Annotated in this window: 17 protein-coding genes; 7 read left to right on the forward strand and 10 right to left on the reverse strand. The window is 72.0% G+C overall.

The window, feature by feature from the left end:
- The first annotated feature begins 10 nt into the window (after positions 1 to 10).
- Positions 11 to 1603: a phosphomethylpyrimidine synthase ThiC gene (thiC, locus tag ACGFIW_RS32760; RefSeq protein WP_393324128.1), complete on the forward strand. Its 1593-nt coding sequence runs from the start codon at positions 11 to 13 to the stop codon at positions 1601 to 1603.
- A 206-nt stretch (positions 1604 to 1809) separates the two neighbouring features.
- Here thiC and ACGFIW_RS32765 read toward each other — a convergent pair whose 3' ends face one another.
- From ACGFIW_RS32765 to ACGFIW_RS32780, 4 genes are all read right to left on the reverse strand, one after another.
- Complete coding sequence (locus tag ACGFIW_RS32765; RefSeq protein ID WP_393324130.1) at positions 1810 to 5355, reverse strand: hypothetical protein; 3546 nt, start codon at positions 5353 to 5355, stop codon at positions 1810 to 1812.
- A 78-nt stretch (positions 5356 to 5433) separates the two neighbouring features.
- Positions 5434 to 5742, reverse strand: coding sequence for a cupin (locus tag ACGFIW_RS32770; RefSeq protein ID WP_007465195.1), 309 nt, complete (start codon positions 5740 to 5742; stop codon positions 5434 to 5436).
- Positions 5739 to 6689 (reverse strand): LLM class F420-dependent oxidoreductase, encoded by a 951-nt coding sequence (locus ACGFIW_RS32775; protein ID WP_393324237.1) that lies wholly within the window; start codon positions 6687 to 6689, stop codon positions 5739 to 5741. The genes ACGFIW_RS32770 and ACGFIW_RS32775 overlap by 4 nt, the downstream gene beginning before the upstream one ends.
- A gap of 2 nt (positions 6690 to 6691) precedes the next feature.
- Positions 6692 to 7477, reverse strand: a complete 786-nt coding sequence (locus ACGFIW_RS32780; protein ID WP_393324133.1) for an ABC transporter ATP-binding protein — start codon at positions 7475 to 7477, stop codon at positions 6692 to 6694.
- A gap of 270 nt (positions 7478 to 7747) precedes the next feature.
- On the opposite strand from ACGFIW_RS32780, the gene ACGFIW_RS32785 reads away from it, so the two are divergent.
- Together ACGFIW_RS32785 and ACGFIW_RS32790 are read left to right on the forward strand one after the other, a co-directional pair.
- The gene (locus tag ACGFIW_RS32785) at positions 7748 to 8776 is read left to right on the forward strand and encodes an ABC transporter substrate-binding protein (RefSeq protein WP_393324136.1); all 1029 of its coding nucleotides are present in this window, start codon (positions 7748 to 7750) and stop codon (positions 8774 to 8776) included.
- A 102-nt stretch (positions 8777 to 8878) separates the two neighbouring features.
- A complete protein-coding gene (locus tag ACGFIW_RS32790; protein ID WP_393324139.1) occupies positions 8879 to 9739 on the forward strand; it encodes an ABC transporter permease in 861 nt (286 codons plus the stop codon).
- A gap of 130 nt (positions 9740 to 9869) precedes the next feature.
- Here ACGFIW_RS32790 and ACGFIW_RS32795 read toward each other — a convergent pair whose 3' ends face one another.
- A complete protein-coding gene (locus ACGFIW_RS32795; RefSeq protein WP_393324142.1) occupies positions 9870 to 11048 on the reverse strand; it encodes an ABC transporter substrate-binding protein in 1179 nt (392 codons plus the stop codon).
- Positions 11049 to 11492: 444 nt separating this feature from the next.
- Here ACGFIW_RS32795 and ACGFIW_RS32800 point away from each other — a divergent pair, with 444 nt between their 5' ends.
- The 4 genes from ACGFIW_RS32800 to ACGFIW_RS32815 all read left to right on the forward strand — a co-directional run bounded on the left by ACGFIW_RS32800 (position 11493) and on the right by ACGFIW_RS32815 (position 16075).
- Positions 11493 to 14612: a nitrate- and nitrite sensing domain-containing protein gene (locus ACGFIW_RS32800; RefSeq protein ID WP_393324145.1), complete on the forward strand. Its 3120-nt coding sequence runs from the start codon at positions 11493 to 11495 to the stop codon at positions 14610 to 14612.
- The gene (locus ACGFIW_RS32805) at positions 14609 to 15016 is read left to right on the forward strand and encodes a roadblock/LC7 domain-containing protein (protein WP_030329975.1); all 408 of its coding nucleotides are present in this window, start codon (positions 14609 to 14611) and stop codon (positions 15014 to 15016) included. Before ACGFIW_RS32800 ends, ACGFIW_RS32805 begins: the two co-directional genes overlap by 4 nt.
- Positions 15017 to 15105: 89 nt before the next feature.
- On the forward strand, positions 15106 to 15471 hold the full coding sequence (locus ACGFIW_RS32810; protein WP_007465174.1) for a DUF742 domain-containing protein: 366 nt from the start codon (positions 15106 to 15108) through the stop codon (positions 15469 to 15471).
- On the forward strand, positions 15452 to 16075 hold the full coding sequence (locus ACGFIW_RS32815) for an ATP/GTP-binding protein (protein ID WP_184178649.1): 624 nt from the start codon (positions 15452 to 15454) through the stop codon (positions 16073 to 16075). The genes ACGFIW_RS32810 and ACGFIW_RS32815 overlap by 20 nt, the downstream gene beginning before the upstream one ends.
- A 43-nt stretch (positions 16076 to 16118) precedes the next feature.
- Here ACGFIW_RS32815 and ACGFIW_RS32820 read toward each other — a convergent pair whose 3' ends face one another.
- The 5 genes from ACGFIW_RS32820 to ACGFIW_RS32840 are packed head-to-tail and all read right to left on the reverse strand — an operon-like array spanning position 16119 to position 23656.
- A complete protein-coding gene (locus tag ACGFIW_RS32820) occupies positions 16119 to 17207 on the reverse strand; it encodes a uroporphyrinogen-III synthase (RefSeq protein WP_393324148.1) in 1089 nt (362 codons plus the stop codon).
- On the reverse strand, positions 17207 to 17554 hold the full coding sequence (gene nirD, locus ACGFIW_RS32825) for a nitrite reductase small subunit NirD (RefSeq protein ID WP_393324150.1): 348 nt from the start codon (positions 17552 to 17554) through the stop codon (positions 17207 to 17209). Before nirD ends, ACGFIW_RS32820 begins: the two co-directional genes overlap by 1 nt.
- Positions 17551 to 20088 (reverse strand): nitrite reductase large subunit NirB, encoded by a 2538-nt coding sequence (nirB, locus tag ACGFIW_RS32830; protein WP_393324153.1) that lies wholly within the window; start codon positions 20086 to 20088, stop codon positions 17551 to 17553. The genes nirD and nirB overlap by 4 nt, the downstream gene beginning before the upstream one ends.
- On the reverse strand, positions 20085 to 21524 hold the full coding sequence (locus ACGFIW_RS32835) for an FAD-dependent oxidoreductase (RefSeq protein ID WP_393324156.1): 1440 nt from the start codon (positions 21522 to 21524) through the stop codon (positions 20085 to 20087). Before ACGFIW_RS32835 ends, nirB begins: the two co-directional genes overlap by 4 nt.
- Positions 21521 to 23656: a molybdopterin oxidoreductase family protein gene (locus tag ACGFIW_RS32840; RefSeq protein ID WP_393324159.1), complete on the reverse strand. Its 2136-nt coding sequence runs from the start codon at positions 23654 to 23656 to the stop codon at positions 21521 to 21523. Before ACGFIW_RS32840 ends, ACGFIW_RS32835 begins: the two co-directional genes overlap by 4 nt.
- Between the last annotated feature and the right edge of the window lie 90 nt (positions 23657 to 23746).

Consider the following 23746-nt stretch of genomic DNA (forward strand, 5'->3'; position numbering starts at 1 on the left):
GGGAGTTGTCATGCAGGCACGAGGCAAGGTGTACGTCGAGGGTTCGAGGCCCGATGTCCGGGTGCCGTTCGCAGAGGTGGGGCTGACCGGGGACCTGCCGCCGGTGCGGCTCTACGACACGTCCGGACCTGGTTCGGACCCGGAGGTGGGGCTGCCGCCGCTGCGCGGACCGTGGATCGCCGAGCGGGGTGACGTGGCCCCGGTGCGGGGCGCGGGCACGCCGCTGGCCGGGATGGACGGCCGTCGGCCCACCCAGCTCGCGTACGCGCGGGCGGGTGTGGTGACGCCGGAGATGGAGTTCGTGGCGATCCGGGAGAACGTCGACCCGGAGCTGGTCCGGGCCGAGATCGCCGCCGGTCGGGCGGTGTTGCCGCTCAACGTCAACCACCCGGAGTGTGAGCCGGCGATCATCGGAAAGGCGTTCCTGGTCAAGGTGAACGCCAACATCGGCACCTCGGCGGTCAGCTCGTCTGTCGCCGAGGAGGTGGAGAAGCTGACCTGGGCCACCCGCTGGGGCGCGGACACCGTGATGGACCTGTCCACCGGGAAACGGATCCACGAGACCCGCGAGTCGATCGTGCGGAACTCGCCAGTGCCGATCGGGACGGTGCCGATCTACCAGGCCCTCGAAAAGGTCGGCGGGGACCCGGTGAAGTTGAGCTGGGAGGTGTTCCGGGAGACCGTCATCGAGCAGGCCGAGCAGGGCGTGGACTACATGACGGTGCACGCCGGGGTCCTCCTGCCGTACGTGCCGCTGGCCGTGGACCGGGTGACCGGGATCGTCTCCCGGGGCGGTTCGATCATGGCGGCGTGGTGCCTGGCGCACCACGAGGAGAACTTCCTCTACACCAACTTCGAGGAGTTGTGTGCACTGCTCGCGCGCTACGACGTGACGTTCTCCCTCGGCGACGGGCTGCGCCCCGGCTCGATCGCGGACGCCAACGACGAGGCGCAGTTCGCCGAGCTGCGCACGCTCGGTGAGCTGACCAAGGTCGCCTGGGCGTACGACGTGCAGGTGATGATCGAAGGCCCCGGTCACGTGCCGATGCACAAGATCAAGGAGAACGTGGACCTCCAGCAGGAGTGGTGCCACGAGGCGCCCTTCTACACGCTCGGTCCACTGACCACCGACATCGCGCCCGCGTACGACCACATCACCTCGGCGATCGGGGCCGCGATGATCGGCATGTTCGGCACCGCGATGCTCTGCTACGTCACCCCGAAGGAGCACCTCGGCCTGCCGGACCGGGACGACGTGAAGGCGGGCGTGATCGCGTACAAGATCGCGGCCCACGCGGCGGACCTGGCCAAGGGGCACCCCGGCGCGCAGGCCTGGGACGACGCGCTGTCGAAGGCGCGGTTCGAGTTCCGCTGGGAGGACCAGTTCAACCTCTCGTTGGATCCGGAGACGGCCCGCTCGTACCACGACGCGACGCTGCCGGCCGAGCCGGCGAAGACGGCACACTTCTGCTCGATGTGCGGCCCGAAGTTCTGCTCCATGAAGATCACCCAAGAGCTCAAGGAGTACGCGGCACGCGGCATGAAGGACAAGTCGGAGGAGTTCGTCTCCGGCGGCGGCCGGGTCTACCTGCCGCTGGCCTGACCAGTCTCGCGGGCGCGCGCCCCGGGTGGCCTGACCGTCCCGCCGCGCGCGCCCCGGGTGGCCTGACCGTCCCGCCGCGCGCGCCCCGGGATGATCCACTCGGGTTCACTGATATCGCGGTATCCAGGCGGGCGGGACAGCCCGACTTCAATGAACCCGAGTGGATCAGTCGCACCCGAGCAGCGACTGACCCACCGGCCGGCGGGTCAGTCGCGGTGGTGTCGGCCGGTGGAGCGCAGCGAACGTCGGCCGCTCTCCTGCTGCGGCTCGTTGTCCGACACCGGCTTGCTCAGACCGGCGACCCAGTCGACGAACTCCTCGTCCTGCGTCGGCAGGGCCTCCGTCGCGTCCGACCCGTCCGGGCTCTTCTCGTCGGCCCGGGACCGGTTGCGGCGGAACAGACCGCCGAGCCGCCCACGTCGGGTGGGCTGCTCGACGACGGTCGCGGCGCCTGTTGCGTCGGTGCTCGCCGGGTCGTCGGTGCCTGCCCTGTCTCCGGTGCCTGCTTTGTCGCCGGTGTCGCTCTCAGCGGCGGTGTCGCTGTTGGTGGCGCTGTCGGTGGCGCTGCCGGTGCTGGTAGCGCTGCCTCTGCTGGTGGCGTTGCCCGTGCCGTTGCCGTTGCCGTTGCCGATGCCGATGCCGATGCCGATGCCGGTGCCCGTGCCGGTGCCCGTGCCGGTGCCCGTGCCGGTGGGCGCGCCAGCCCGGTCCGGCACGGCCGGAGGCTCCGTCGAGCCCGGGTGTCTGGCCGCAGCGGCCAGCTCGCCTGCCGTGGCCGGGCCGGTCGGTGCCGCCAGATCGTCCGGCGACTCCGTCGGCTCGGTGCGGCGAGAGGTGTCGAAGGCGTTCCAGGTGGCAACCCGGCTCAAATCCGGCAGCGGCACCCGGTGCCTGGCCCTCGGCGTCTGCCCGATCGACTCGTCCGGTCCGCTCGACGGGTCCGCTGCCGTCGACCCCGGCTCGGATGCCTGCGGTGGCACCGTCCAAGCCGGGGTGACCGGCCAAGCCGACGGTGCGGGCGTCCACCGGACCGCGTCCGGGTCGCTGGCGGCCGCGACCCCGAAAAAACCACCGGTCTGATCGTCCTCGGTGACCGGCCGCGCGCTGCTCGTCTCGCCAGCTCCGGCGGCGGCCGATTCGCTGGCCGGGTCGGCAGGCCGCACCGTGGAGGCAGCGCCGGGGGCGTCCGGGGTACGCGACGAATCGTCCGCCGCCTGTATGCCGGCCGGGGCCGCTGCTCCTGCCAAACCGGTGGTGGGAGTGGGTGTTCTGGCCGGGCCGGCTGTGGTGGGGGTAGGTGTTCTGGCCGGGCCGGCGGTGCTGGTCGGTGTGGGTGTTCTCGGTGGGCCCGCGGTCGTGGTGGGAGTGGGTGTTCTGGCCGGACCGGCGGTGGTGGTGGGGGTTGGTGTCCTCGTTGGGCCGGCGGTGGTGGTCGGCGTGGGTGTTCTGGTGGGACCGGCGCTGGTGGTCGGCGTGGGCGTTCTCATCGGACCTGTCGTGGGGGTCGGGGCGACGGGAGTTCTCGTCGGACCGGTTCTGGTGGTCGGGGTCGCCGCGCTCGCGGTGGTCGGGGTCGCCTCGGAGGCCGGGCCGGCCTCGGAGCTCCGGCCCTCGGTGTCGGACACATCGGTGCCGGCGGCCGTCTCGTCGGTGCTCGCCGACCCCGATGCCGACGTACCGTCGGCCCTGTCGGTGGTGGCGAGCGGGCTGGCCTTCGGCTTACGGGCTCGGCGGGGCTTGACCGTCAGCGGTACATCCGCCCCGTCCGTGCTGGTCCCGTCCGTGCTGGCTCGGTCCGCGCTGATCTTGGCCGCACCGGCTGTCCTCGTGCTGGAGGCAACCGTGCCGGCGGGATCCGCGCTGATCTTGTCCACACCGGCTGTTCCCGTGCTGGCACCGGTCGCGCTGGCGGGGTTCGTGCTGGCGGCGGTCGCGCCGGCTGCCCCCGTGTTGACCTCATCCGCACCGGTAGTTCCCGTGCTGGCGGCGGCCGCGCCGGCTGTTCCCGTGCTGACCTCGTCCGCAGCGGCTGTCCCCGTGCTGGCGGCGGTCGTGCCGACGTTTCCCGGGCTGATTGCGCCTGCGCTGGCTCCTGCCGTACTCGTTACGCCCGCGCCGGTTGCTGCCGTGCCGCTCGTGCTGCTCGTGCTCGTGCTCGTGCCGCTCGTGAACGTGCCGCTCGTGCCCGTGCCGCCCGTGCTGCTCGTGTCGTCGCTGGGTGCCTCCGCGCCGGTCGGGGCGGCGGTGCGCTCGCCGGTCGGGCTTTCGCTGCTGCTTGCCGCGCTGCTGGCGGTCGGTTCGTCGGCCGCCGGACCATCCGGCGGAACGGCGGCGTCGGCGCGCCCGGCCGTGGTGCCGGTCGAGCTGGTGCCGGTCGAACTGATGGCGGTCGAGCTGGTGCCGGTCGAACTGATGGCGGTCGCGCTGGTGGCGGCGGGTTTGGCCGAGTGCGTGGTCTCGGCCGGGGAGATGACATCATCCCGGCCCAACGAGGGCGTCTGCCGTCTGGCGGTGAATTCACCTGTCGGATCGGTCAGCCAACTCGCGGGCTCCGCCGCAGCGGCGGGAGTCGCACCGTGCTGGCCGCTCGCGGTGGCCTCCGGCCAGTCCCAGTGCGCCGGGACGGTGCGTACACCATCGGAGCCGCCGGCCGTGCGCGGACCTGGCGTGGCGCCGGCCAGCTCAGCGCCGGCCATCTCGCCGGCCGGCGATCCGACCGCCGGCGATCCGCCTGCCAGCGGCACGACGGCCGACGACCCGGCGGGCTCCGCTGCGTCGGTCCGGTCGGTGGTGACCGTGTCGTTCCCCGGGCGCGTCGACGCGGCGTTGGGCAGGGCCGGGCCGGTGGGCAGCGCGCCCAGGATGTCGCTGGGTTCGATCGCCGTGGATTGCGTGGCGCGGGCGCGCGACGGCCAGCGCAGCAACGCGGCGGCGGCCGCGCCGAGCGCGCCGGCGAGGACCGCGATCAGTGCGCCGTAGTACGGATTCACCTGGTAGCGGTCCACGGAGTCGCCCGGGCCGGCGGTCAGGTAGGCGAATGCTACGAGCACCGGACCGGCCACCCCGGTCGCCCCGCTGATCAGGGGCTCCTGCCCCCGCCAGCGAGCCAACCCGGCGGTCGCGGCCCCGGCCAGCAGCGCCACGATGGGCAGCAGCAGCAGTGCCAGTCGTTGCGCGGCGGCATCGTCCAGCCAGCTCGGCTCCAGCACGCCGAGGCGGACGGTCGGCAGCGGCCCGGCCGTGCCGAGCGACGGCAGGACGGAGATCAACGCCAGTAGCCAGATCGCGCCGGCCACGGCCGCCATGTTCCAGCCCAGCTCGGGCCGGAGCAGGACGGCGATTGCCGCGCCCGCTCCGATCACCGCGCCGAGTACGGCGCAGATGCCCACCGCCCAGACCGGGTCAACGGAGATCAACTCCGCGGCGCGGGCGGGCTGCATGCAGAGCGGCGCGATGACTGTCGCGCCGAGTGCCGCCGCGCCGCCGATGGCCAACTGCCGGCGGGTGCTGGCTGCCGGAGCGTCGCTGCGGGCGAGGCGTCCGGTCAGGACAGCGCCGACGACTGCGGCGTTCGCGGCGAACCAGCCCACCCAGACGAGCTGGGCGGGCCACTGGTTGACGGTCGTGCCGGTGAAGGCGCCGGTCAACCGGACGATGCCGAAACCGTACGCGACGCCGAGCTGGCCGGCCCCGGCCAGCACGCTCACCCCGAGCGCCGTGAGCAGCAGTCTGCCCCAGGTCCGAAAGGCCATGTCGGGCACGTTACGCACCCTGTACACCGGACCGCCACCGGCGCGCCGCGCGGCGCGCCGGCTCGCCGCTCGGCGGGTCTACTTGAGTTCGACCAGTCGAGCCAGGTATGTCGTGTCTCCGACATTGGTGAGCATGTGTACGGCTCCCGGGTCCCGGTAGACCACTCCGCCGGTGGGCTCGTCGGCGTCGATCCGGGTGCCGTCGATGGTCTGCACGACGTTCTTCGCGCCCTCGATCGCCACCACCAGGTACGGGTGATCATGCCGGTGCAGCGGCTGCCGCTCACCCGGCTCAAGCCGGATGTGCCAGACCCGGACCCGGTCGTTCTCGTACACGATCTCCTGGCCCACCGGCCCGAGTTCGGTGCCGTCGATCACGTCTGTCATCGTTCTCCGTCCAGTTGCGGGAGCACCTCGGCGGCGATCAGCTCAAGGTGGTCGAGGTCTGCGAAGTCGATCAGGCGCAGGTGGACGCGGGTGGCGCCGATCGCGGCGAACTCGCCGATCCGCTGCGCGAGCTGTGCGGGCGAGCCGACCACGGGGTCCTCCGGCGGCAACGCGCTCTTCTCGTGCAGGGGCGCGGCCCGCCGCTGGGCCTCGGCGTCGGTCCGGCCGATGGCCACGACGAGCCCGGCGGAGAGCACCAGCGGCGCTCGACCGGACTCCGTCCGACCGGTGCGCTCGCACGCCTCACGCACCCGGTCGAACGCCCTGGCGGTGTCCGCCACGGACTTGAACGGCATGTTGAACTCGTCGGCGTACCGGGCGGCCAGCTCGGGGGTGCGCTTGGGGCCGCGCCCGCCCACGATGATCGGCGGTCCCGGCACCTGCACCGGCTTGGGCAGGGCCGGGGCGTCGACCAGTCGGTAGTGGTCGCCGGTGAAGCTGTAGGTCTCGCCGGACGGGGTCCGCCACAGCCCGGTGATCACCTCAAGCTGCTCGGCCAGCCGGTCGAAGCGTTCGCCGACCGGCGGGAACGGAATGCCGTACGAGGTGTGCTCGCGCTCGTACCAGCCGGCGCCGATGCCCAGGTCGACCCGGCCGCCGCTCATCTGGTCGACCTGGGCGACCATCACCGCGAGGGGGCCGGGCAGGCGGAAGGTGGCCGACGTCACCAGGGTGCCGAGCCTGATCCGCTCGGTCTCCCGGGCCAGCGCGGCGAGGGTCAGCCAGGCGTCCGTGGGGCCGGGCAGGCCCGGGTCGGCGCCCATCGACTGGTAGTGGTCGGCGCGGAGGAAGCCCTCGTAGCCGCAGGCCTCGACCAGTCGGGCGAACCGGAGTTGCGTGTCGTAGGTGGCGCCACGGTTCGGCTCGGTGAAGACCGACACCCGCATGCTCATCGTCCTTCCGCGCCGGCCGCGGCCGGCTGGTCGCGTTCCATCAGCAGTTCGTGGAGGTCGGCGCTGACGCGGGCGACGTCGGCCAGGTGGGCGTTGCGGCCCAGGGTGCGGGGTCGGGGGATGGCGACGTCCACCACCTTGCGGATCCGGCCGGGGCGGGGGCTCAGCACGACCACCCGGTCGGCGAGCAGCACCGCCTCGTCGATCGAGTGGGTGACGAAGACGATCGTCGGTTTGTTCTCCATGTGCACCCGCTGGAGTTCGCCGGAGAGTTCCTCACGGGTGAGCGCGTCCAACGCGGAGAACGGCTCGTCCATCAGCATCACCCTGGGCTCACCGATCAACGACCGGCACAGCGACACCCGCTGCTGCATGCCGCCGGAAAGCTCGTGCGGAAGCCGCTTCTCGAACCCGGCCAGCCCGGCCACGTCGAGCAGTTGCCGGGCCCGCTCGCGGTGCTTGGCGCGGCTCCAGCCGAAGATCTCCACCGGCAGCAGGACGTTGTCCAGCACGGTGCGCCAGGGCAGCAGCGCCGGCTTCTGGAACAGCATGGCGATGTCCTGGCGGGGACGGGAGATCGGCGTACCGGCCACGGTGATCTCACCGGCGGTCAGCGGGAGTAGCCCGGCGATCAACCGCAGCAGTGTGGACTTGCCGCAGCCGGAGCGACCGAGCACGGCGACGAACTCACCCTCGGCGACGTCGAGGTCGATGCCCCGCAGCGCCTCCACCCGGCCGGAACGGCCCTCGAAGGTACGGGACACCCCGGTCAGTCGGATCATCTCCGGCGCACCTCCGCTGAGTGGTCGGTCAGGAATCCGACAAAGGCTAGCGGCGTGTCCGCCTATCGAACCGTCCGGGGTGGTCATGAGGTTGTTCCCGATCCGCAACCCGATACGCCTGGCGTCACAACTGTGCCTTTCTCGTACGCTGTGCCCGCGAAGAGTCCCCCCACGACGGCGGCGCCCGGCTTCCACCCCTCCAGCCGGCCCGTCATGACAACCCCCTCCGGCGGCCCTTCGGCCCCGGCTGGAAAGGACATGGTGCTACTGATGAGAAGGCTGACCCGTACGGTCGCTACGGCCGCGCTGGCCACCGCCCTCGCTCTCGTTTCCGCCTGCAGCAGCGGGTCGGACTCGTCTGACGCCAAGGGCGGCAAGGACGGGGCAATGGAGAAGGTGATCTACCTCACCTCCTTCGGCAACTTCGGCCGTGACTCCTACGCCTGGGTGGCGAAGGAGAAGGGCTTCTTCAAGGACGCCGGCTTCGACGTCGAGATCAAGCCTGGTCAGGGCACCGGTGGCGTGATCCAGACCATCGTCGGTGGTCAGGCCACCTTCGGCCCGGTCGACCTCACCGGCAGTCTGCTCCAGGTCGGCAACGGCCAGGCGAAGGACTTCACCGTGGTGGCCGCGATCCAGCAGCGCACCATGGCCGGCATCGCCTCGGTCGAGGGCAAGAACATCGCCTCGCCGAAGGACCTGGAGGGCAAGAAGCTCGCCGACACCCCCGGCTCGGTGGTCCGCAACCTCTTCCCGACGTACGCCCGGCTCGCCGGCGTGGACGCGAGCAAGGTGACCTGGGTCAACGGTGAGGCGCAGGCTCTGATCGGCACGCTCGCCTCCGGCGCGGTGGACGGCATCGGCCAGTTCGTCGTTGGTCAGCCGACCATCGAGGCGGTAGCCAAGAAGAAGGCCGTCATGCTGCCGTACAGCAACGTGATGCAGGACCTCTACGGCAACGTGCTGATCACGTCCTCGAAGATCGCCAAGGAGAAGCCCGAGATGGTGAAGCGATTCACCACGGCGCTGCTCAAGGGCCTGGAGTACAGCCTGGCCAACTCCAAGGAGGCCGGCGAGATCCTGAAGAAGAACGTCGACGCCGCCAACCCGGTCGCCGCCGCCGCCGAGCTGGAGCTGATGGCCGCGTACGTCCGGTCCGGCAACACCGGCACCGCGATCGGCACCCTGGACAGCGGCCGGGTCGCCAAGAGCATCGCGATCCTGCAGGGCGCCGGCGCGCTCAAGCAGAACATCACCCCCGAGCAGATCATCGACTTCAGCCTCGCGCCGAAGGCCTGATCGTCCGGTCGTCACCCGGGGGTACGTCTCGCCGAATTCCGGTGGGGCGTACCCCCGTCGCTCGTCGGCCTCTCGGGGCCGTGGGATTTCGAGGAGGACAAGATGACCGACGTCCGGTCGGTGGACGCGGCGGTGGTGGCATCCCCACCCGTGGGTGTCGGACCCCAGGCGGGGCGGGCAGGTCGAGGCGCCGGTCTCCGCGCCGGTGCCGGTGCGACGCTGCTGCCCGCGGCGGGCCTCCTGGTCGCCCTGGCGGCGTGGTGGCTGATCGCCCGGCTGGAACTGGTCCATCCCGCGGCCCTGCCACCGCCTGGCGACGTGCTCACCGCGTTCGTCGACAAGCCCGCCCAGATGCTGGAACACACCTGGGACACCCTGCTGGAGATCCTTGTCGGCTTCGCGCTGTCGGCGGCGGCCGGCATCCTGATCGGACTTTCGCTGGCCAGCTCCCGAACGGTGGAGCGGATGTTCACGCCCCTGTTGGTCGCGGTGAACGCGGTGCCGAAGATCACGCTGGGCCCGCTGCTGGTGGTGGCGCTCGGCTGGGGTCAGAAACCGATCCTGACCATGGTGTTCCTGCTCTGCTTCTTTCCGATCGTGCTCTCCACCGCGACCGGGCTCACCACCACGCCGGCCGACCTGGCCGAGCTGGTGCGTTCCTGGAACGCCTCCCGTTGGCAGGCGTTCCGCAAGGTGCGCTTCCCGGCCGCGTTGCCGCAGATCTTCGTCGGGCTCAAGGTGGCCATGCCACTGGCCGCGATCGGCGCGGTGATCGGTGAGTTCCAGGCCGGCGAGAGTGGCCTCGGCTACGTCATCACGCAGTACGCGGGCGTCGGTGACACCGCCACCGCGTGGGCGGCGATCATGTTGGTGGCGTTGGTGAGCATCCTGCTCTACTCGGCGCTCGTGCTAACCGAACGGATCGCCCTGCCCTGGGTCCGCGAGACCACCAGCAGTCGCTGACCACACCGGAAACGCGAAGGGCCGGCCTCCCCGCGGGAGGCCGGCCCTTTTCTCGTCGGACCGTCCCGGTCACCGCACCATCGACGACGTTATGTCGATCATGCGGATAACGGGGTGATCGGTGATTGCGTCAACCCGCCAGGCGCCAACGGCCGTTGCGGGCCACCAGCGTGGTGAGCGCCTGCGGCATCAGACCGCTGTGGTTGTCCGGCGTCATTCGGATCGGGCCCGACAGGCCGTCCATCTGGGACGTTTCAAGCACATCCCGAATGCCGGTACGGTTCACCTTTCCGACCTCACCACCGGCACGAAGTTCCGCGTCGGCGATCAGCTGCATGGCGTCCGCCGCGAAGGACGAGGACCCGTTGTATCCGCCGTAGCGTGCGGTGTAGTCCTGGAACCACTGCCGCCGCGCAGCCTTGGCCGGGGTCGTCGCGATCACGTCGTCGATCACCATCGTCTGGGTGAAGATCAGCGTGGCCCGCTCGGTCGCCCTGGCCGCCGCGCCGAGGAAGAGGTCGCCGGCCGCACCCGCGTCGAAGAACAGGGACCCGCGGAAGGTGGTCTGCTGAGCGCTGGTGGCGGCCAGTGTCGCCTGCTCCGGCGGGGTCCAGAAGACCAGCGCGTCGAGCTTGGTCGCCGTGAGCTGTTGGATCTGCTGGCTGACGTCCGTGTCGGTGGTCTTGGCCCGCTGCTCGCGGAGCGTGATGTTGGCCTTGACCAACTCACTGCGGAGTGCGGCCGCGCCCTCCCGGCCATAGTCGTCGTCACTGAAGAGCGCACCGACCTTGCGGATGTTGTTGCGACGCAGTTCCGTGGTCAGTGCGGCGGCGCTGTCCGGGGCGTTGGGGCCGAGCTTGAACACGAAGCGTCGTTCGGCGGCCGGGCTGGCGATGGCACCGGAAGCGGCGAGCGCAATGGTGGGAATCCGCTTCTCGTTGATGGTCCCAACCGCACCGACCGCGCATTCGTTGCAGCCACCCATGATGATGGCACTGACCCGAGAATCGCCGCTGAAGTCGACGATGTTGCGAAGTGACTCGGCCGAGTCGGAACGGTTGTCCTTCACCTTCAGCTCGATCTTCCGGTTGTTCAGTGCCCCGGAGGAGTTCAACTGGTCCCTCTTGAGTTCCAGCGCGCGCTGGTATGCCCGCCCGATGGGGGCGGCGGCGCCGGAGAGTTCGAGGTCGGCAGCGATCACGATCGGACTCGTGTCCTGCTCCGCCCCGCCGAACTGGCAGCCGGTGAGCGTGGTGGCCACTACGGCCGATGCGAGCGCCGCGATGGTCGCGGAGCGGATGGGGCTCAACTCAGTCCTCCAGGTGCGGGCGCGGGCGCTGCCCGGTCACCGCCGCTAATCCGTCCTCAGTGGAAGACGGGATCTCCTCTGCCGTACGGTGTGCGCGAAGCCTGCAAAACCTTGCCAATGGCCGGCGCTGTGGTCAAGCGCGGACCCCGGCAGCACTTTCGGGACGGCCATCCCACATGCTGGGGTAACGCAATGTTTGCAAAAGCTCACTTTGCATACACGCGTGACCACTCAGGAGTTACATGCCCTGTTCAGGGGCTTGCGGAAATGAAGGTATCAGTTGCCCGGATCACGGGATGCGCTCCGTCCGACCGTTTCCTACCTCACTGCGGCTTCCCAAACAGGATCTTCTCTGATGAAATCGCGGCCGTGCCGCGCGTGGTCCCCTCCGCTTACGGCATGGCTCGGCGGGTCAGGTGGGGAAGAAACGACGGAGGCGATGTCGTGAGCACCGGACCGACGACCCTGCCCGCGCTCGGCGACAGCGCCCAGCCCACCCGCCGGCGGATGCCGAGACTGCGGGACGCCCGGATCCGGTCCAAGCTGGCGTTGATCCTGGTCGTCCCGGTGGCGGCGGTGATCGCCCTGGCCACGGTCCGGCTGATCTCCGTTGGTGAGGGTGCCTTCGACGCCACCCGAGCCCGGTCGCTGACGGCCCTCTCCATCGACGTCAGCGCTCTCACCCAGGACCTACAGGCCGAGCGGATGGCCGCCGCGGCCTACCTGGCCACCCCGCAGCAGCCGGCCGACGCGTACAACCTGCGGGTCCGCCAGACGCAGCAGAAGGTGGACGAGTACCGCGCCGAGCGGGGCCGGATCGGCGAGGTGCCGGCGGCCCTGCGGGACCGCCTGGCCACCATCGACGACCACCTCGCCACGCTGGACGGCACCCGGCAGAAGGTGCTCGATCGCCGGCAGATGGCGGTCGCCGAGGCGGTGCTCCGCTACGGGGTCATCCTCACCGACCTGGTCGCCTACGGGGACGGCCTGGCCCAGCTCCCCGGCGACGAGAGCCTGTCGGACAGCCGCCGCGCGGTCTCCGCGTTCGCGCGCGCCAAGGCGTCCGTCGCCGAGGAGGAGGCGGTCGCCTTCACCGCGCTGACGGCGGGCCAACTCGACTCGGAGCAGTTCTCCTCCTTCGTGGCCACGCTTACCAGCCAGCAGGAGGCCCTGGTCGCCTTCTCCCTGGCCGCCGACCCGGTGCAGCGCGCCCTTGTCGACAGCACCGTCTCCGGTGACGCGGTCGGCCTGGCCGACCGGGTCGCCAACGACATCACCCGATCGGTCGGGCAGCGCCCACTGGTCACCGCGCAGGACGCCACCGCCGCCATCGGCGCCGTCAACGACCTGATGCGCTGGGCCGAGATCCAACTGCAGGACCGGCTGCTCCAGCAGGCCGACCAGGCCCGCTCGGACGTCATCCGGCAGGCCGCGATCGAGTCGATCCTGGTGCTGCTGACCCTGATCATCGCCGTGTCGCTGGCCGTGGTGCTGGCCCGCTCGCTCAACCACTCGCTGCGCCGGCTTCGTGAGGGTGCCCTCTCGGTGGCCAACCACGATCTGCCCGACGCGGTGCGGCGGCTGCAGACCATGGGCAGCGTGGGCGACGGCGGAGTGGAGGAGATCGTCCGCCAGGTGCGCGACCCGATCCAGCTCAACACCCGCGACGAGGTCGGCCAGGTGGCGTTGGCCTTCAACGTCGTCCACCGCGAGGCGGTGCGGGTCGCCGCCGAGCAGGCCGCGTTGCGGACCAGCGTCTCGGCGATGTTCCTCAACCTGGCACGTCGTAGTCAGACCCTGGTCGACCGGATGATCGGCGAGCTGGACGCGATCGAGCGCGGCGAGGAGGACCCGAAGCGGCTCGCGCAGCTCTTCGAGCTTGACCACCTGGCCACTCGAATGCGCCGCAACGACGAGAACCTGCTGGTCCTGGCCGGCGCCGACTCCGCCGTACCGCGCCGCGACGACGCGCTTGTCGTGGACGTGCTGCGCGCCGCCCAGTCCGAGGTCGAGCTCTACAACCGCATCGAGTTCGGCACGGTGGACACCGACATCTCGGTGGCCGCGCACGCCGTCAACGACGTCGTACGCCTCGTCGCCGAACTGCTCGACAACGCCACCCGCTTCTCCCCGCCGAACACCACTGTGGTCGCCGACGGCCGCCGGATCCGCGACTACGTGCTGATCCAGATCGAGGACCGTGGGCTCGGCCTCACCGACGAGCAACTCGACTCGCTCAACCGCCGGCTGGCGGCCCCGCCGAGCGTCGACGTCGCCGCGTTCCGGCTGATGGGTCTGGCCGTGGTCAGTCGGCTCGCCTCCCGCTACGGCATCCGGGTGGAGCTGCGGCGCAACGTCGAGGGCGGCACCGTCGCCCAGGTGACGTTGCCCGCCACCACCGTGGTGCTGCCCAGCAGCCGGGGCCGTGACCAGGTGCTCACCCGACCGCGTCAGCCGATGGCCGTGGAGCAGACGCCGCTCACCCCGTCGGGTCACAGCGAGCAGTTCGCCGGTGCCGCGACCGCGGCGGCGACCCTGCCCGACCAGTGGCGCACCAACACGCCGGCTCCCGCCCAGTGGCAGTCCCCGCTGGACTCGCGGGACACCACCCCCGCCGTCCAGGCGGGTGGCTTCGCCGCTACCCGTTCGCCGGCACCGGCCGCCCCGACACCCGTCGCCCCGCTCCCGCCGACGCGTCCCGCGTACGGCACCAGCGCGGGTGGCCCGGCGGGCGGCCCGACAGTGGCCTACCCGACCATCGATCCGCTGCCCCGGCGCGGCTCGACCGCGGAGGCCGCGGACGGCCGCGGCGCTTCCGGTCTGCCGGTCGGCCCGGTCGCCGGCGCCGGCACGGTGGCACCGCCGCCCGCGCCGTCGGTGCCCGCCACACCGGTCACCAACCGGCCCGACTTCCCGGCCGAGGCGCCGATCTTCCGGGAGATGGAGGCGGTCTGGTTCCGGTCGCACGGCGACGACGCCACCGCGATCTTCACCCGGCCGACGTTCGACGAGCCGCCAGCGCCCGCCGCTGGGGCCGACGCCGGCATGCGCACGGGCAGCAGCGGCCAGCCGAGTGCCGCGTCCGCGCCGCCCACGGCACCGGCCCGACCGCCCCTGCCGACCCGCACGCCGGGCAGCTCCAACACCGACGGCACCACCACGCCGGGCATCGGGGGCCGTGGCAGCGCGACCACCGGCGGGCTCGGCACACCACCGTCGTACGCGCCGCCGCCGGCCGCCCGGCCGACACCGGCCGCGCCCGCCGCTCCCGCCGCGCCCCCCGTCGACCCGGATGCCTGGCGCACGGCAGCGGACGAGGGCTGGTCCCGGGCCAGCCGGGCAGCCGAGCCGGCTCCCGCCGGAACCACCCGCTCCGGACTGCCCAAGCGGGTGCCGCAGGCGCAGCTCGTGCCGGGTGGCATCGAACCGAAGAGCGGCCGGGACCGCAGCCGGCGGACCCCCGATGAAGTACGCGGTCTGTTGTCGGCCTACCACCGCGGTGTACAACGTGGTCGGACGGCCGGAACGGACCTGAACAGCACCTCGACCAAGGAGAGCCGATGAACAGGCCAGCTGCCATGCAGGACATGGGTTGGCTGCTCACCAACTTCGCCGACAGCGTGGCGGGCATCGCCCACGTGGTGGCGGTGTCCGCCGACGGGCTGCTGCTCGCGTCCTCCCGGGATCTGCCGGCGGACCGGGCCGACCAGCTCGCCGCGATCACCTCCGGCGTGGTGAGCCTGACCGAGGGCGCTGCCCGGATGTTCAGCGCGGGCGGGGTGTTGCAGACAGTCATCGAGATGGACAGCGGATACCTCTTCCTGATGTCGATCAGCGACGGGTCGTCGATGGCCGTACTGGCCGCGCGCAGCTGCGACGTGGGCCAGGTGGGTTACGAGATGGCGCTGCTGGTCGAGCGGGTGGGTGCCGCGCTGGTGCCGCTGCCGCGCGACGCGGTGCGCTCGTAGCACGGAGAGAACGGCGCTCGGCCACGCGCCGAGTCAGGAAGGGGAGGCGGCACACACCGGCTCCGCAGGGGACGAGGAGGTGATCGGGGATGGACCAACGGCGCGCTGACCCGCGTGGCGCGCTGGTGCGTCCGTACGCGGTCACCCGGGGTCGTACCGAGCCTCGGCAGGACATCGCCCTGGAGGCAGTCCTCACCGCGTCCCCCACCCAGGTTGCCGAGTCCCGCTTCGCCGGGCATGACAAGCACCGCATCGCCACGGTCTGTGAGGGCCGAGCACAGTCGCTGGCGGAGATCGCCGCGTACACCCGGATGCCGCTGGGCGTCGCCCGGGTGTTGGTCGCCGACATGGTGGCCGAGAGCCTGCTGACGTTACACACTGCTGCTCCCGCCGAGGGGTTCGAGGAGCGGATGGAACTGCTTGGAAGGGTGCTAAGTGGACTTCGCAGGCTATGACCCCGCTGGGGGGCGGCCAGGCCGGGGAATCGTCTCCGCGAAGATCGTCGTCGCGGGCGGTTTCGGCGTCGGCAAGACAACACTGGTCGGGGCGATCTCCGAGATCACACCGCTGACCACCGAGGCGTTGATGACCGCGGCGGGTGTCGGCATCGACGACCCGTCCAAGGTGCCGGGCAAGGAGACCACCACGGTCGCCATGGACTTCGGCCGGATCACGATGGCCCAGGACCTGATCCTGTACCTCTTCGGTACACCCGGTCAGACCCGGTTCTGGTTCATGTGGGACGAGATCATCCGAGGTGCGGTGGGTGCCGCCGTGCTGGTGGACACGCGCCGGATCACCGACGCGTTCGCCCCGCTGGACTACTTCGAGAACCGCAACCTGCCGTACGTGGTGGCGCTGAACCGGTTCGACGGTGCTCCCCAGTACGAGCTGGAGGAGGTCCGCGAGGCGCTGGCCATCTCGCCGCAGGTGCCGCTGGTGATGACCGACGCCCGACACCGGGACTCGGTCAAGCAGGTGTTGGTGACTGTCGTCGAGCACGCCATGCTGCGCCTCCAGGCGGAGCACGGGCGGGGCTTCCCCACGCCGGTCGGCTGATACGTGCCGTCACGGCCGGCGCCCACCGGCCGGCCGTGACGCGTCAGTCGACGCGCAGCCGGTAGCCGCGCTTCACGATCGTCTGCACCACGCGCGGCGCGCGCAGGCCAGCCCGCAGGCGCGCCACCGCCATCTCCACGGCATGCTCGTCCGCGCCCCGGGGCAGTGTCCGCAGCAGCGCCGTGCGGGACAGCACCCGGCCGGGGGACTGGGCCAACGCCCGCAGCACCGCCATCGGGGCGGGGGCGAGCGGCCGCAACTCGCCGTCGATCACCGCCGCGTGCCCGCGCAGCGTGAGCAGATGCCCGCCGGCCTTGAACGTCACGGTCCGGCGGGGCAACTCGTCGACGATGGTCCGCACCAGAGCGCCCAGTCGGGCCCGGCCCGGCGCACTCACCGGCACCCCGCGCCGCAGCAGCGGCTCGGCGGTCACCGCGCCGACGCAGCTGGCCAGGACGTCAGTGCGGAACGCGGACAGCACCGTGTCGGTACGGTCCCCGGCCGCGCGCAGGAGGGCCTCCACCGCGGGCGCCGAGGTGAAGGTCACCGCGTCGACCAACCGGCCGGTGATCAGGTCGATCAACCGGTGCAGCGGCGCCGGGTCGGTCGGCGGGGCCCACCGGTAGACCGGCACCTCGATCACCGTGGCGCCGGCCGCCTCCAGCGCGAGAGTGCAGTCGGGCTGCCGCTCACCGTGCAGCTGCATGGCGATCACCTGCCCGGCCACGCCGCGCCGGCGCAGGTGGTCGACGACCTCGTCGCAGCTCTCCGAGGACGGTGACCACTGGTCGTGCAGCCCGGCCGCACGAATCGCACCGCGCGCCTTCGGGCCGCGGGCCACCACGTACGAGTTGGTCAGCACCGAACGCAGCGGTTCCGCCAGCCCCCAGCCCTCGGCCGCCTCCAGCCAGCCGCGCATGCCGATGCCGGTGTTGGCCATCAGGATGTCCGGTGGTTGGTCGAGGCAGGCGCGGGTCGCCTCGCGCAGCTCGGTGTCGTCGGACAGCGGCACGATCCGCAACGCCGGGGCGAGCACCACCCGCGCACCACGCCTTTCGAGCAGCGCCGCCAACTCGTCGCGCCGCCGGTCGGCGGTCACCCCGATGGTGAAGCCCGCCAATTCCTCCCGCATCAACCCTCCTGTCGCAGCCGCACCTCGACCAGCCCGTCGCGGCAGCGCACGTCGTGCCGCCGGACGGTCACCCCCGGCAGGTCGAGGCAGTCCCCGCTGCGCAGGTCGTACACCTGCTTGTGCAGCGGTGAGGCGACCGTCGGCACCCCGCCACGGCTGCCGACGATGCCCCGGGACAGCACGTACGCCCCGGAGACCGGGTCGCGGTTGTCGATCGCGAACAGCTCGTCCGCGGTCCGGAAGAGGGCGACCTGCACCCCGTCGACCAAGGCGGCGACGCCCCGGTCCGGCTCCAACCGGTCGAGGAGACACACGGTGGTCCAGGTCAGCGTGAGGGTCTGGGTCATCGCCGTACCTCCGGTAGGCCGAGGGTGACCGGTTGCCGACGGTGCCCGTTCGTCGGCTCGGATCCGGTCGGGGGGTGGTCGCGTACGGGCACCGGCTGGCCGCGTTCCCGGCCGAAGGTGATCGACGGGTCGGGCACGTCGGGAGCGTTGACGAAGGAGGTGTAGCGGCGCAGCCGATCCGGGTCGTCGAGCACGTCGCGCCACTCGTCGGAGTACGTCGCCACGTGTCGGGCCATCGCCGCGTCCAGCTCGGCGCAGAGCCCCAGCGAGTCGTCCACGATCACCGCGCGCAGGTGGTCCAGACCGCCGTCCATCGCCTCGACCCAGCCGGCGGTGCGTTGCAGCCGGTCGGCGGTGCGGATGTAGTAGATCAGGAACCTGTCGATCAGCGTGATCAGCGCCTCGGTGGACAGGTCGGTGGCGAACAGGTCGGCGTGCCGGGGTCGGAATCCGCCGTTGCCACCGACGTAGAGATTCCAGCCGGTCTCGGTGGCGATGATGCCGAAGTCCTTGCTGCGTGCCTCGGCGCACTCGCGGGCGCAACCGGAGACCGCGGACTTGAGCTTGTGCGGGGCGCGCAGCCCCCGATAGCGCAGCTCCAACGCGATGGCCAGCCCCACCGAGTCCTGTACGCCGTAACGGCACCAGGTCTCGCCCACGCAGGACTTCACGGTGCGCAGCGCCTTGCCGTACGCGTGGCCGGACTCGAAACCGGCGTCCACCAGGCGCCGCCAGATCTGCGGCAACTGCTCCACCCGGGCACCGAACAGGTCGATCCGCTGCCCGCCGGTGATCTTCGTGTAGAGCTGGAAGTCCCGGGCGACCTCGCCGATCACGATCAGCTTCTCCGGGGTGATCTCGCCGCCCGGTATCCGGGGCACCACCGAGTAGCTGCCGTCGCGTTGCAGGTTGGCCAGGAAGTGGTCGTTGGTGTCCTGCAACGACGCCTGCTCACCGTCGAGCACGTGCCCGCTGCCCAGCGACGCGAGGATCGACGCCACCACCGGCTTGCAGATGTCGCAGCCGCGCCCCCGACCGTGCTCGGCGATGAGCTGGGAGAAGGTGCGGATGCCGCGCACGCGGACGATCTCGAACAGCTCCCGCCGGCTGACGTCGAAGTGCTCGCAGAGCGCGCGGGACTGCTCCACCCCGGCCGCGTCCAGGAGCTGCTTGAGCATCGGCACACAGGAGCCGCAACTGGTGCCGGCCCTGGTGCACGCCTTCAACGCCGGCACGTCGGCACAGCCGTCGGCGATGGCGGCGTCCACGTCGCCACGGGTCACCGCGTTGCAGGAGCAGACCTGGGCGGCGGCGGGCAACGCGCCGGCGTCCGCGCCACCGCCCTCCGGGGCGAGCAACGCCAGCGGCGCGGCCGGCAGCGGACCGCCCACGCTGGCCCGCAGCGTCGGGTACGCGCTGGCGTCGCCGACCAGCACCCCACCGAGCAGGGTGTGCGCGTCGTCGGAGAGGACCAGCTTCGCGTAGACCCGGGTGGCCGGGTCGGTGAACGTGACGTCCAGGCAGCCCGGGGTCGTGCCGTGGGCGTCACCGAACGAGGCCACGTCGACGCCGAGCAGCTTGAGCTTGGTGGCGGTGTCCGCGCCCGGGAAGGTCGCCGCGCCACCGACCAGCCGGTCGGCCACCACCTCGGCCGTCGCGTACCCCGGCGCGACCAGGCCGTGGCAGGTGCCGTCGACAGCCGCGCACTCACCGACCGCCCAGATCCGCTCGTCGGCGCTGCGGCACGTCTCGTCGACGAGCACCCCACCGCGCGGACCCACCGGCAGACCGGACGTCCGGGCCAGCTCGTCGCGTGGCCGGATGCCGGCGGCCACCACCACCAGCTCGGCGTCGACCGCGCTGCCGTCGGAGAGTTCCAGGGCGGCGACCGCGCCGTCCGGGCCGGGCCGGATCGCCGTGGTGGCCACTCCGAGATGGGTTCGTACGCCCAGGTCGTCGACGTAGCGGCGGAGCATCGCACCGCCGGCCTGGTCCACCTGCACGGGCATCAACCGGGGCGCGAACTCGACCACGTCGGTGCTCAGGCCGAGCAGCCGCAGTGCGTTCGCCGCCTCCAGACCGAGCAGCCCACCGCCGATCACCGCGCCGACCCGCCGGCCCTGCGCGTACTCCCGGATGGCCGCCAGGTCGTCCAGGGTCCGGTAGACGAACACGCCGGGCAGGTCGGCCCCGGGCACCGGCGGCACGAACGGGTACGACCCGGTGGCCAACACCAGCGCGTCGTAGCGGTACTCGCCCACGGCGGTGGTCACCACCTGCCGCTCCCGGTCGAGGGCGGTGACCGGCTCACCGAGGCGCAGCCGCACCCCCTCGTGCGGGGTGTGCACGTTGAGCTCGTCCTCGCTCACCCCGTCGAAGTACGCCGAGAGCCGCACCCGGTCGTACGCCGGACGCCCCTCCTCGGCCAGCACGGTCACACGCCAGTGCCCCTGCGGGTCCCGGGCGCGCAGCGCGTCGACGAAACGCTGACCGACCATGCCGTTACCGATGACGACCAGTTCGCCGCCGTTCATCGCGTCACCTCCACCGATTCCGCTTGGCTGAGCCAGTCGACGATGCCGCCCACCGCGTCGCGGCAACCGCCGCATCCGGTGCCGGCCCGGGTCGCGGCCGACACCGCGTCGACCGTGCGGGCGCCGGAGCGCCAACTGCGTACCAGAGCGCCCTTGCTCACCGAGTTGCACTGACAGATCGTGGCCCCGTCCGGCATCAGTGCCGGTGACGCGGCAGGTGTCGCGCCAACCGTGCCGAGTGCCCGGCCCAGCAGGAGTGCCCGCCGGTCGGTCGGCACGGGGTGGCCGCGGTCGAAGAGCTGGATCACCGTGCCGACGGCCGGGTTGTCGCCGAGCAGGATCGCGCCGACCAGCCGCTCGTCCTGGATCCGCAACCGGGCGTACGTGCCCCGGCTCGGGTCGGCGAAGGTCAGCTCCTCACCCGGCCCACCGCCCACCGCGTCACCCATCGAGGCCAGATCGATCCCGGCGGCCTTGAGTCGGGTCACCACCGGCCGGGGTCGGTAGCGGGCCAGCGGGTCCGTCCCGCTGAGCACGTCGGCGAGCACCCGGGCCTGGGCCCAGGCGGGTGCGACAAGCCCGGTGAGCACTCCGTCGTGCTCGGCGCAGTCGCCGATCGCCGAGATGAACCGGTCGCTGGTGCGGAGCCGGTCGTCCACGATCACGCCACGGCCGACGCTCAGCCCGGCCTCCTGCGCCAGGGCGGTGTCCGGGCGGACGCCGCAGGAGAGCACCAGCAGGTCGGCGTGCAGCGTCTGACCGTCGGCCAGGTCGAGGCGTACGCCGGTGGCGTCCGCGGCCACGCCGATCGCCGGCACCGCCAGTTGGATGGTGACGCCGAGACCGGCGAGCGTGCCGGCGAGCACCGCACCGGCCGCCGGGTCGAGCTGCCGTTCCATCAGGTGCCCCCGGGGGTGCACCACGGTCGTGGTCAACCCGCGGGTGGCCAGGCCGCGGGCGGCCTCCAACCCGAGCAGGCCGCCGCCGAGCACCAGCGCGCTGCGCGCGCCGTCCGCCGCGGCGAGGATCCGTCGGCAGTCGTCCAGGGTCCGGAAGGGGACCACCCGCTCCGGCAGGTCGGCCGGGTCGAGGCCGGGCAGTGGCGGCACCACCGCCCGCGCCCCGGTGGCCAGCACCAGGTGGTCGTAGCCGATGCGTTCGCCGTCGGCGGTGTGGACCTCCCGGGCGGACCGGTCGACCCCGGTCACCGGGACGCCGGTGCGCAGGTCGATGCCGTGCCCGGCGGCCTCGGTCAGCTCCACGTCCGGCTCGTCGACCCGGCCGGCCAGCAGGGTGGAGAGCATGATCCGGTTGTACGCCCGGTGCGGCTCCGCCCCGAGCACGGTGACCTTCCGGTCGCCCTCCCGGGCGTGCAGCTCTCCGGCGAGGCGGGCACCCGCCATCCCGTTGCCGACGATCACCACCCGGGCGGTCATGCCTTCTCCACCCGGACCGCGCAGATCTTGAATTCGGGCATCCCGGAGATCGGGTCGACCGCGTCGTTGGTCACCGAGTTGGCCCGCCCGGCCCCCGCGTAGTGGAACGGGGCGAACACCGTGTCCGGTCGGATCCCGGCGCTGAGTCGGGCCGGGGCGCACAACTCACCGCGCCGCGAGGTGACCCGCACCGGGTCACCGTCGTCGACGCCCAGCCGGGCGGCCAGGTCGGGGTGCAGCTCGACGAATGCCTCACCGGCAGCGCGGCGTAGCGCGGCCACCCGGCGGGTCTGGGTGCCGGACTGGTACTGCGCCAGCACGCGGCCGGTGGTGAAGTGCAGCGGGTACGCGGCGCTGACCTCCTCGGCGGCGGGCCGGTGGTCGACGGGGTGGAACCGGGCTCGGCCGTCCGGGGTGGCGAACCGGTCGGCGAAGAGCCGTGGCGTGTCCGGCCCGTCCTCGCTCGGGCAGGGCCAGTAGACGCCGTCGTCGGCGTCGATCCGGGCCCAGCTGATGCCGGCGTAGTCGGCGGCCCCGCCGCCCGAGGCGCGGCGCAACTCGGCGAAGACGGCGGCCGGGTCGGCCGGGAACCGCGCCGCCGCGACGTCGGCGTCCGTTGCTTCGGCGGTCGCCAGTCGCGCCGCGAGGTCGGAGATGATGGCCAGGTCGGTCCGGACGTCCGGCGGGGGTGGGCGGAGCGCGCGCCGACGCAGTACCCGACCCTCCAGGTTGGTCATGGTGCCGTCCTCCTCGGCCCACTGCGCGGTGGGCAGCACCACGTCCGCGAGCGCGGCCGTCTCGGAGAGCAGCAGGTCCGCGACGACCAGCAGGTCGAGGTCGCGCAGCCGGCCCTCGATCCGTGCCGCCCGGGGGGCGGAGATCACCGGGTTCGAGCCGAACACCAGCAACGCCCGCGGGCCGGCCGGTGTGCCGAGCGAGTCGAGCAGTTGGTAGGCCGGCACACCGGGACCGGGCAACTCGTCGGCCGACACTCCCCAGACGCCCGCCACATGCTCACGGGCCACCGGGTCGTCGATCTTCCGGTAGCCGGGGAGCTGGTCGGCCTTCTGCCCGTGCTCCCGCCCGCCCTGGCCGTTGCCCTGGCCGGTGAGACAGCCATACCCCGAACCGTCGCGGCCGGGCAGGCCGAGGGCGAGGGCGAGATTGACGTACGCGCTGACCGTGTCCACGCCCTTGGCGTGCTGCTCGGCGCCCCGAGCGGTCAGGATGATCACTCGACCGCCGGTGCCCAGCGCGCGGGCGGTCGCCTCCAGGTCGGCCACCGGCACTCCGGAGAGTTGTTCCGCGCGGGCCGGCCACCAGGCGGCGACGCTGCGACGGACCGCCTCGAACCCGGAGGTGCGTTCGGCCACGTACTCCCGGTCGACCCAACCCTCGGTGAGTGCGATGTGCAGCAGCGCGTTGGCCACCGCGAGATCGGTGCCGGGCAGTGGTTGCAGGTGCAGGTCGGCCTGGCGGGCGGTGGCGGTGACCCGGGGGTCGACGACGATCAACTGACCCCCGTTGCCGCGCTGCTCGGTGAGCCAGCGCACCAGCGGCGGCATGGTCTCCGCCGGGTTCGCGCCGACCAGCAGCAACGTGTCGGCCCGGCCCAGGTCGGAGAGCGGGAACGGCAGCCCTCGGTCGATGCCGAAGGCGCGCATCCCGGCGGCTGCCGCCGAGGACATGCAGAACCGTCCGTTGTAGTCGATGTGCCGGGTGCGGAGCCCGATCCGGGCGAACTTCCCCAACGCGTACGCCTTCTCGTTGGTCAGGCCGCCGCCGCCGAAGACGGCGACCGCGTCCCGGCCGGCCTCGTTCTGGACGGCGCGGATGCCCGCCACGACCCGGTCGAGGGCGACGTCCCAGCTTGCCGGGTGCAGCGCACCGGTGGCGGGGTCGCGCACCAGGGGTGTGGTCAGCCGCTCCGGGTGGTCGAGTAGTTCGGCGGAGGTCCAGCCCTTCTGGCAGAGCCCACCCCGGTTGGTGGGGAACTGGCGGGGGTGGACCGTCACCCCGGTGTCGTCCTCGCGTAGCACCATCCCGCACTGAAGCGCGCAGTACGGACAGTGCGTCGCCACCTGTCGGGGTATGCCCCCCGATCGAGTTGCCGACCGTGCACCGTCTGTCATGTCGGCAAAGCGTGCCGCCAGGCGGTTTCCGGTCCGGGTCCCTTCTGTTTCGGTCCTGTCAAGTGCGCCTCACACCGCACGGGGGCAGCG

Source organism: Micromonospora sp. NPDC048935 (genome assembly GCF_043197875.1).
Taxonomy (GTDB): Bacteria; Actinomycetota; Actinomycetes; order Mycobacteriales; family Micromonosporaceae; genus Micromonospora.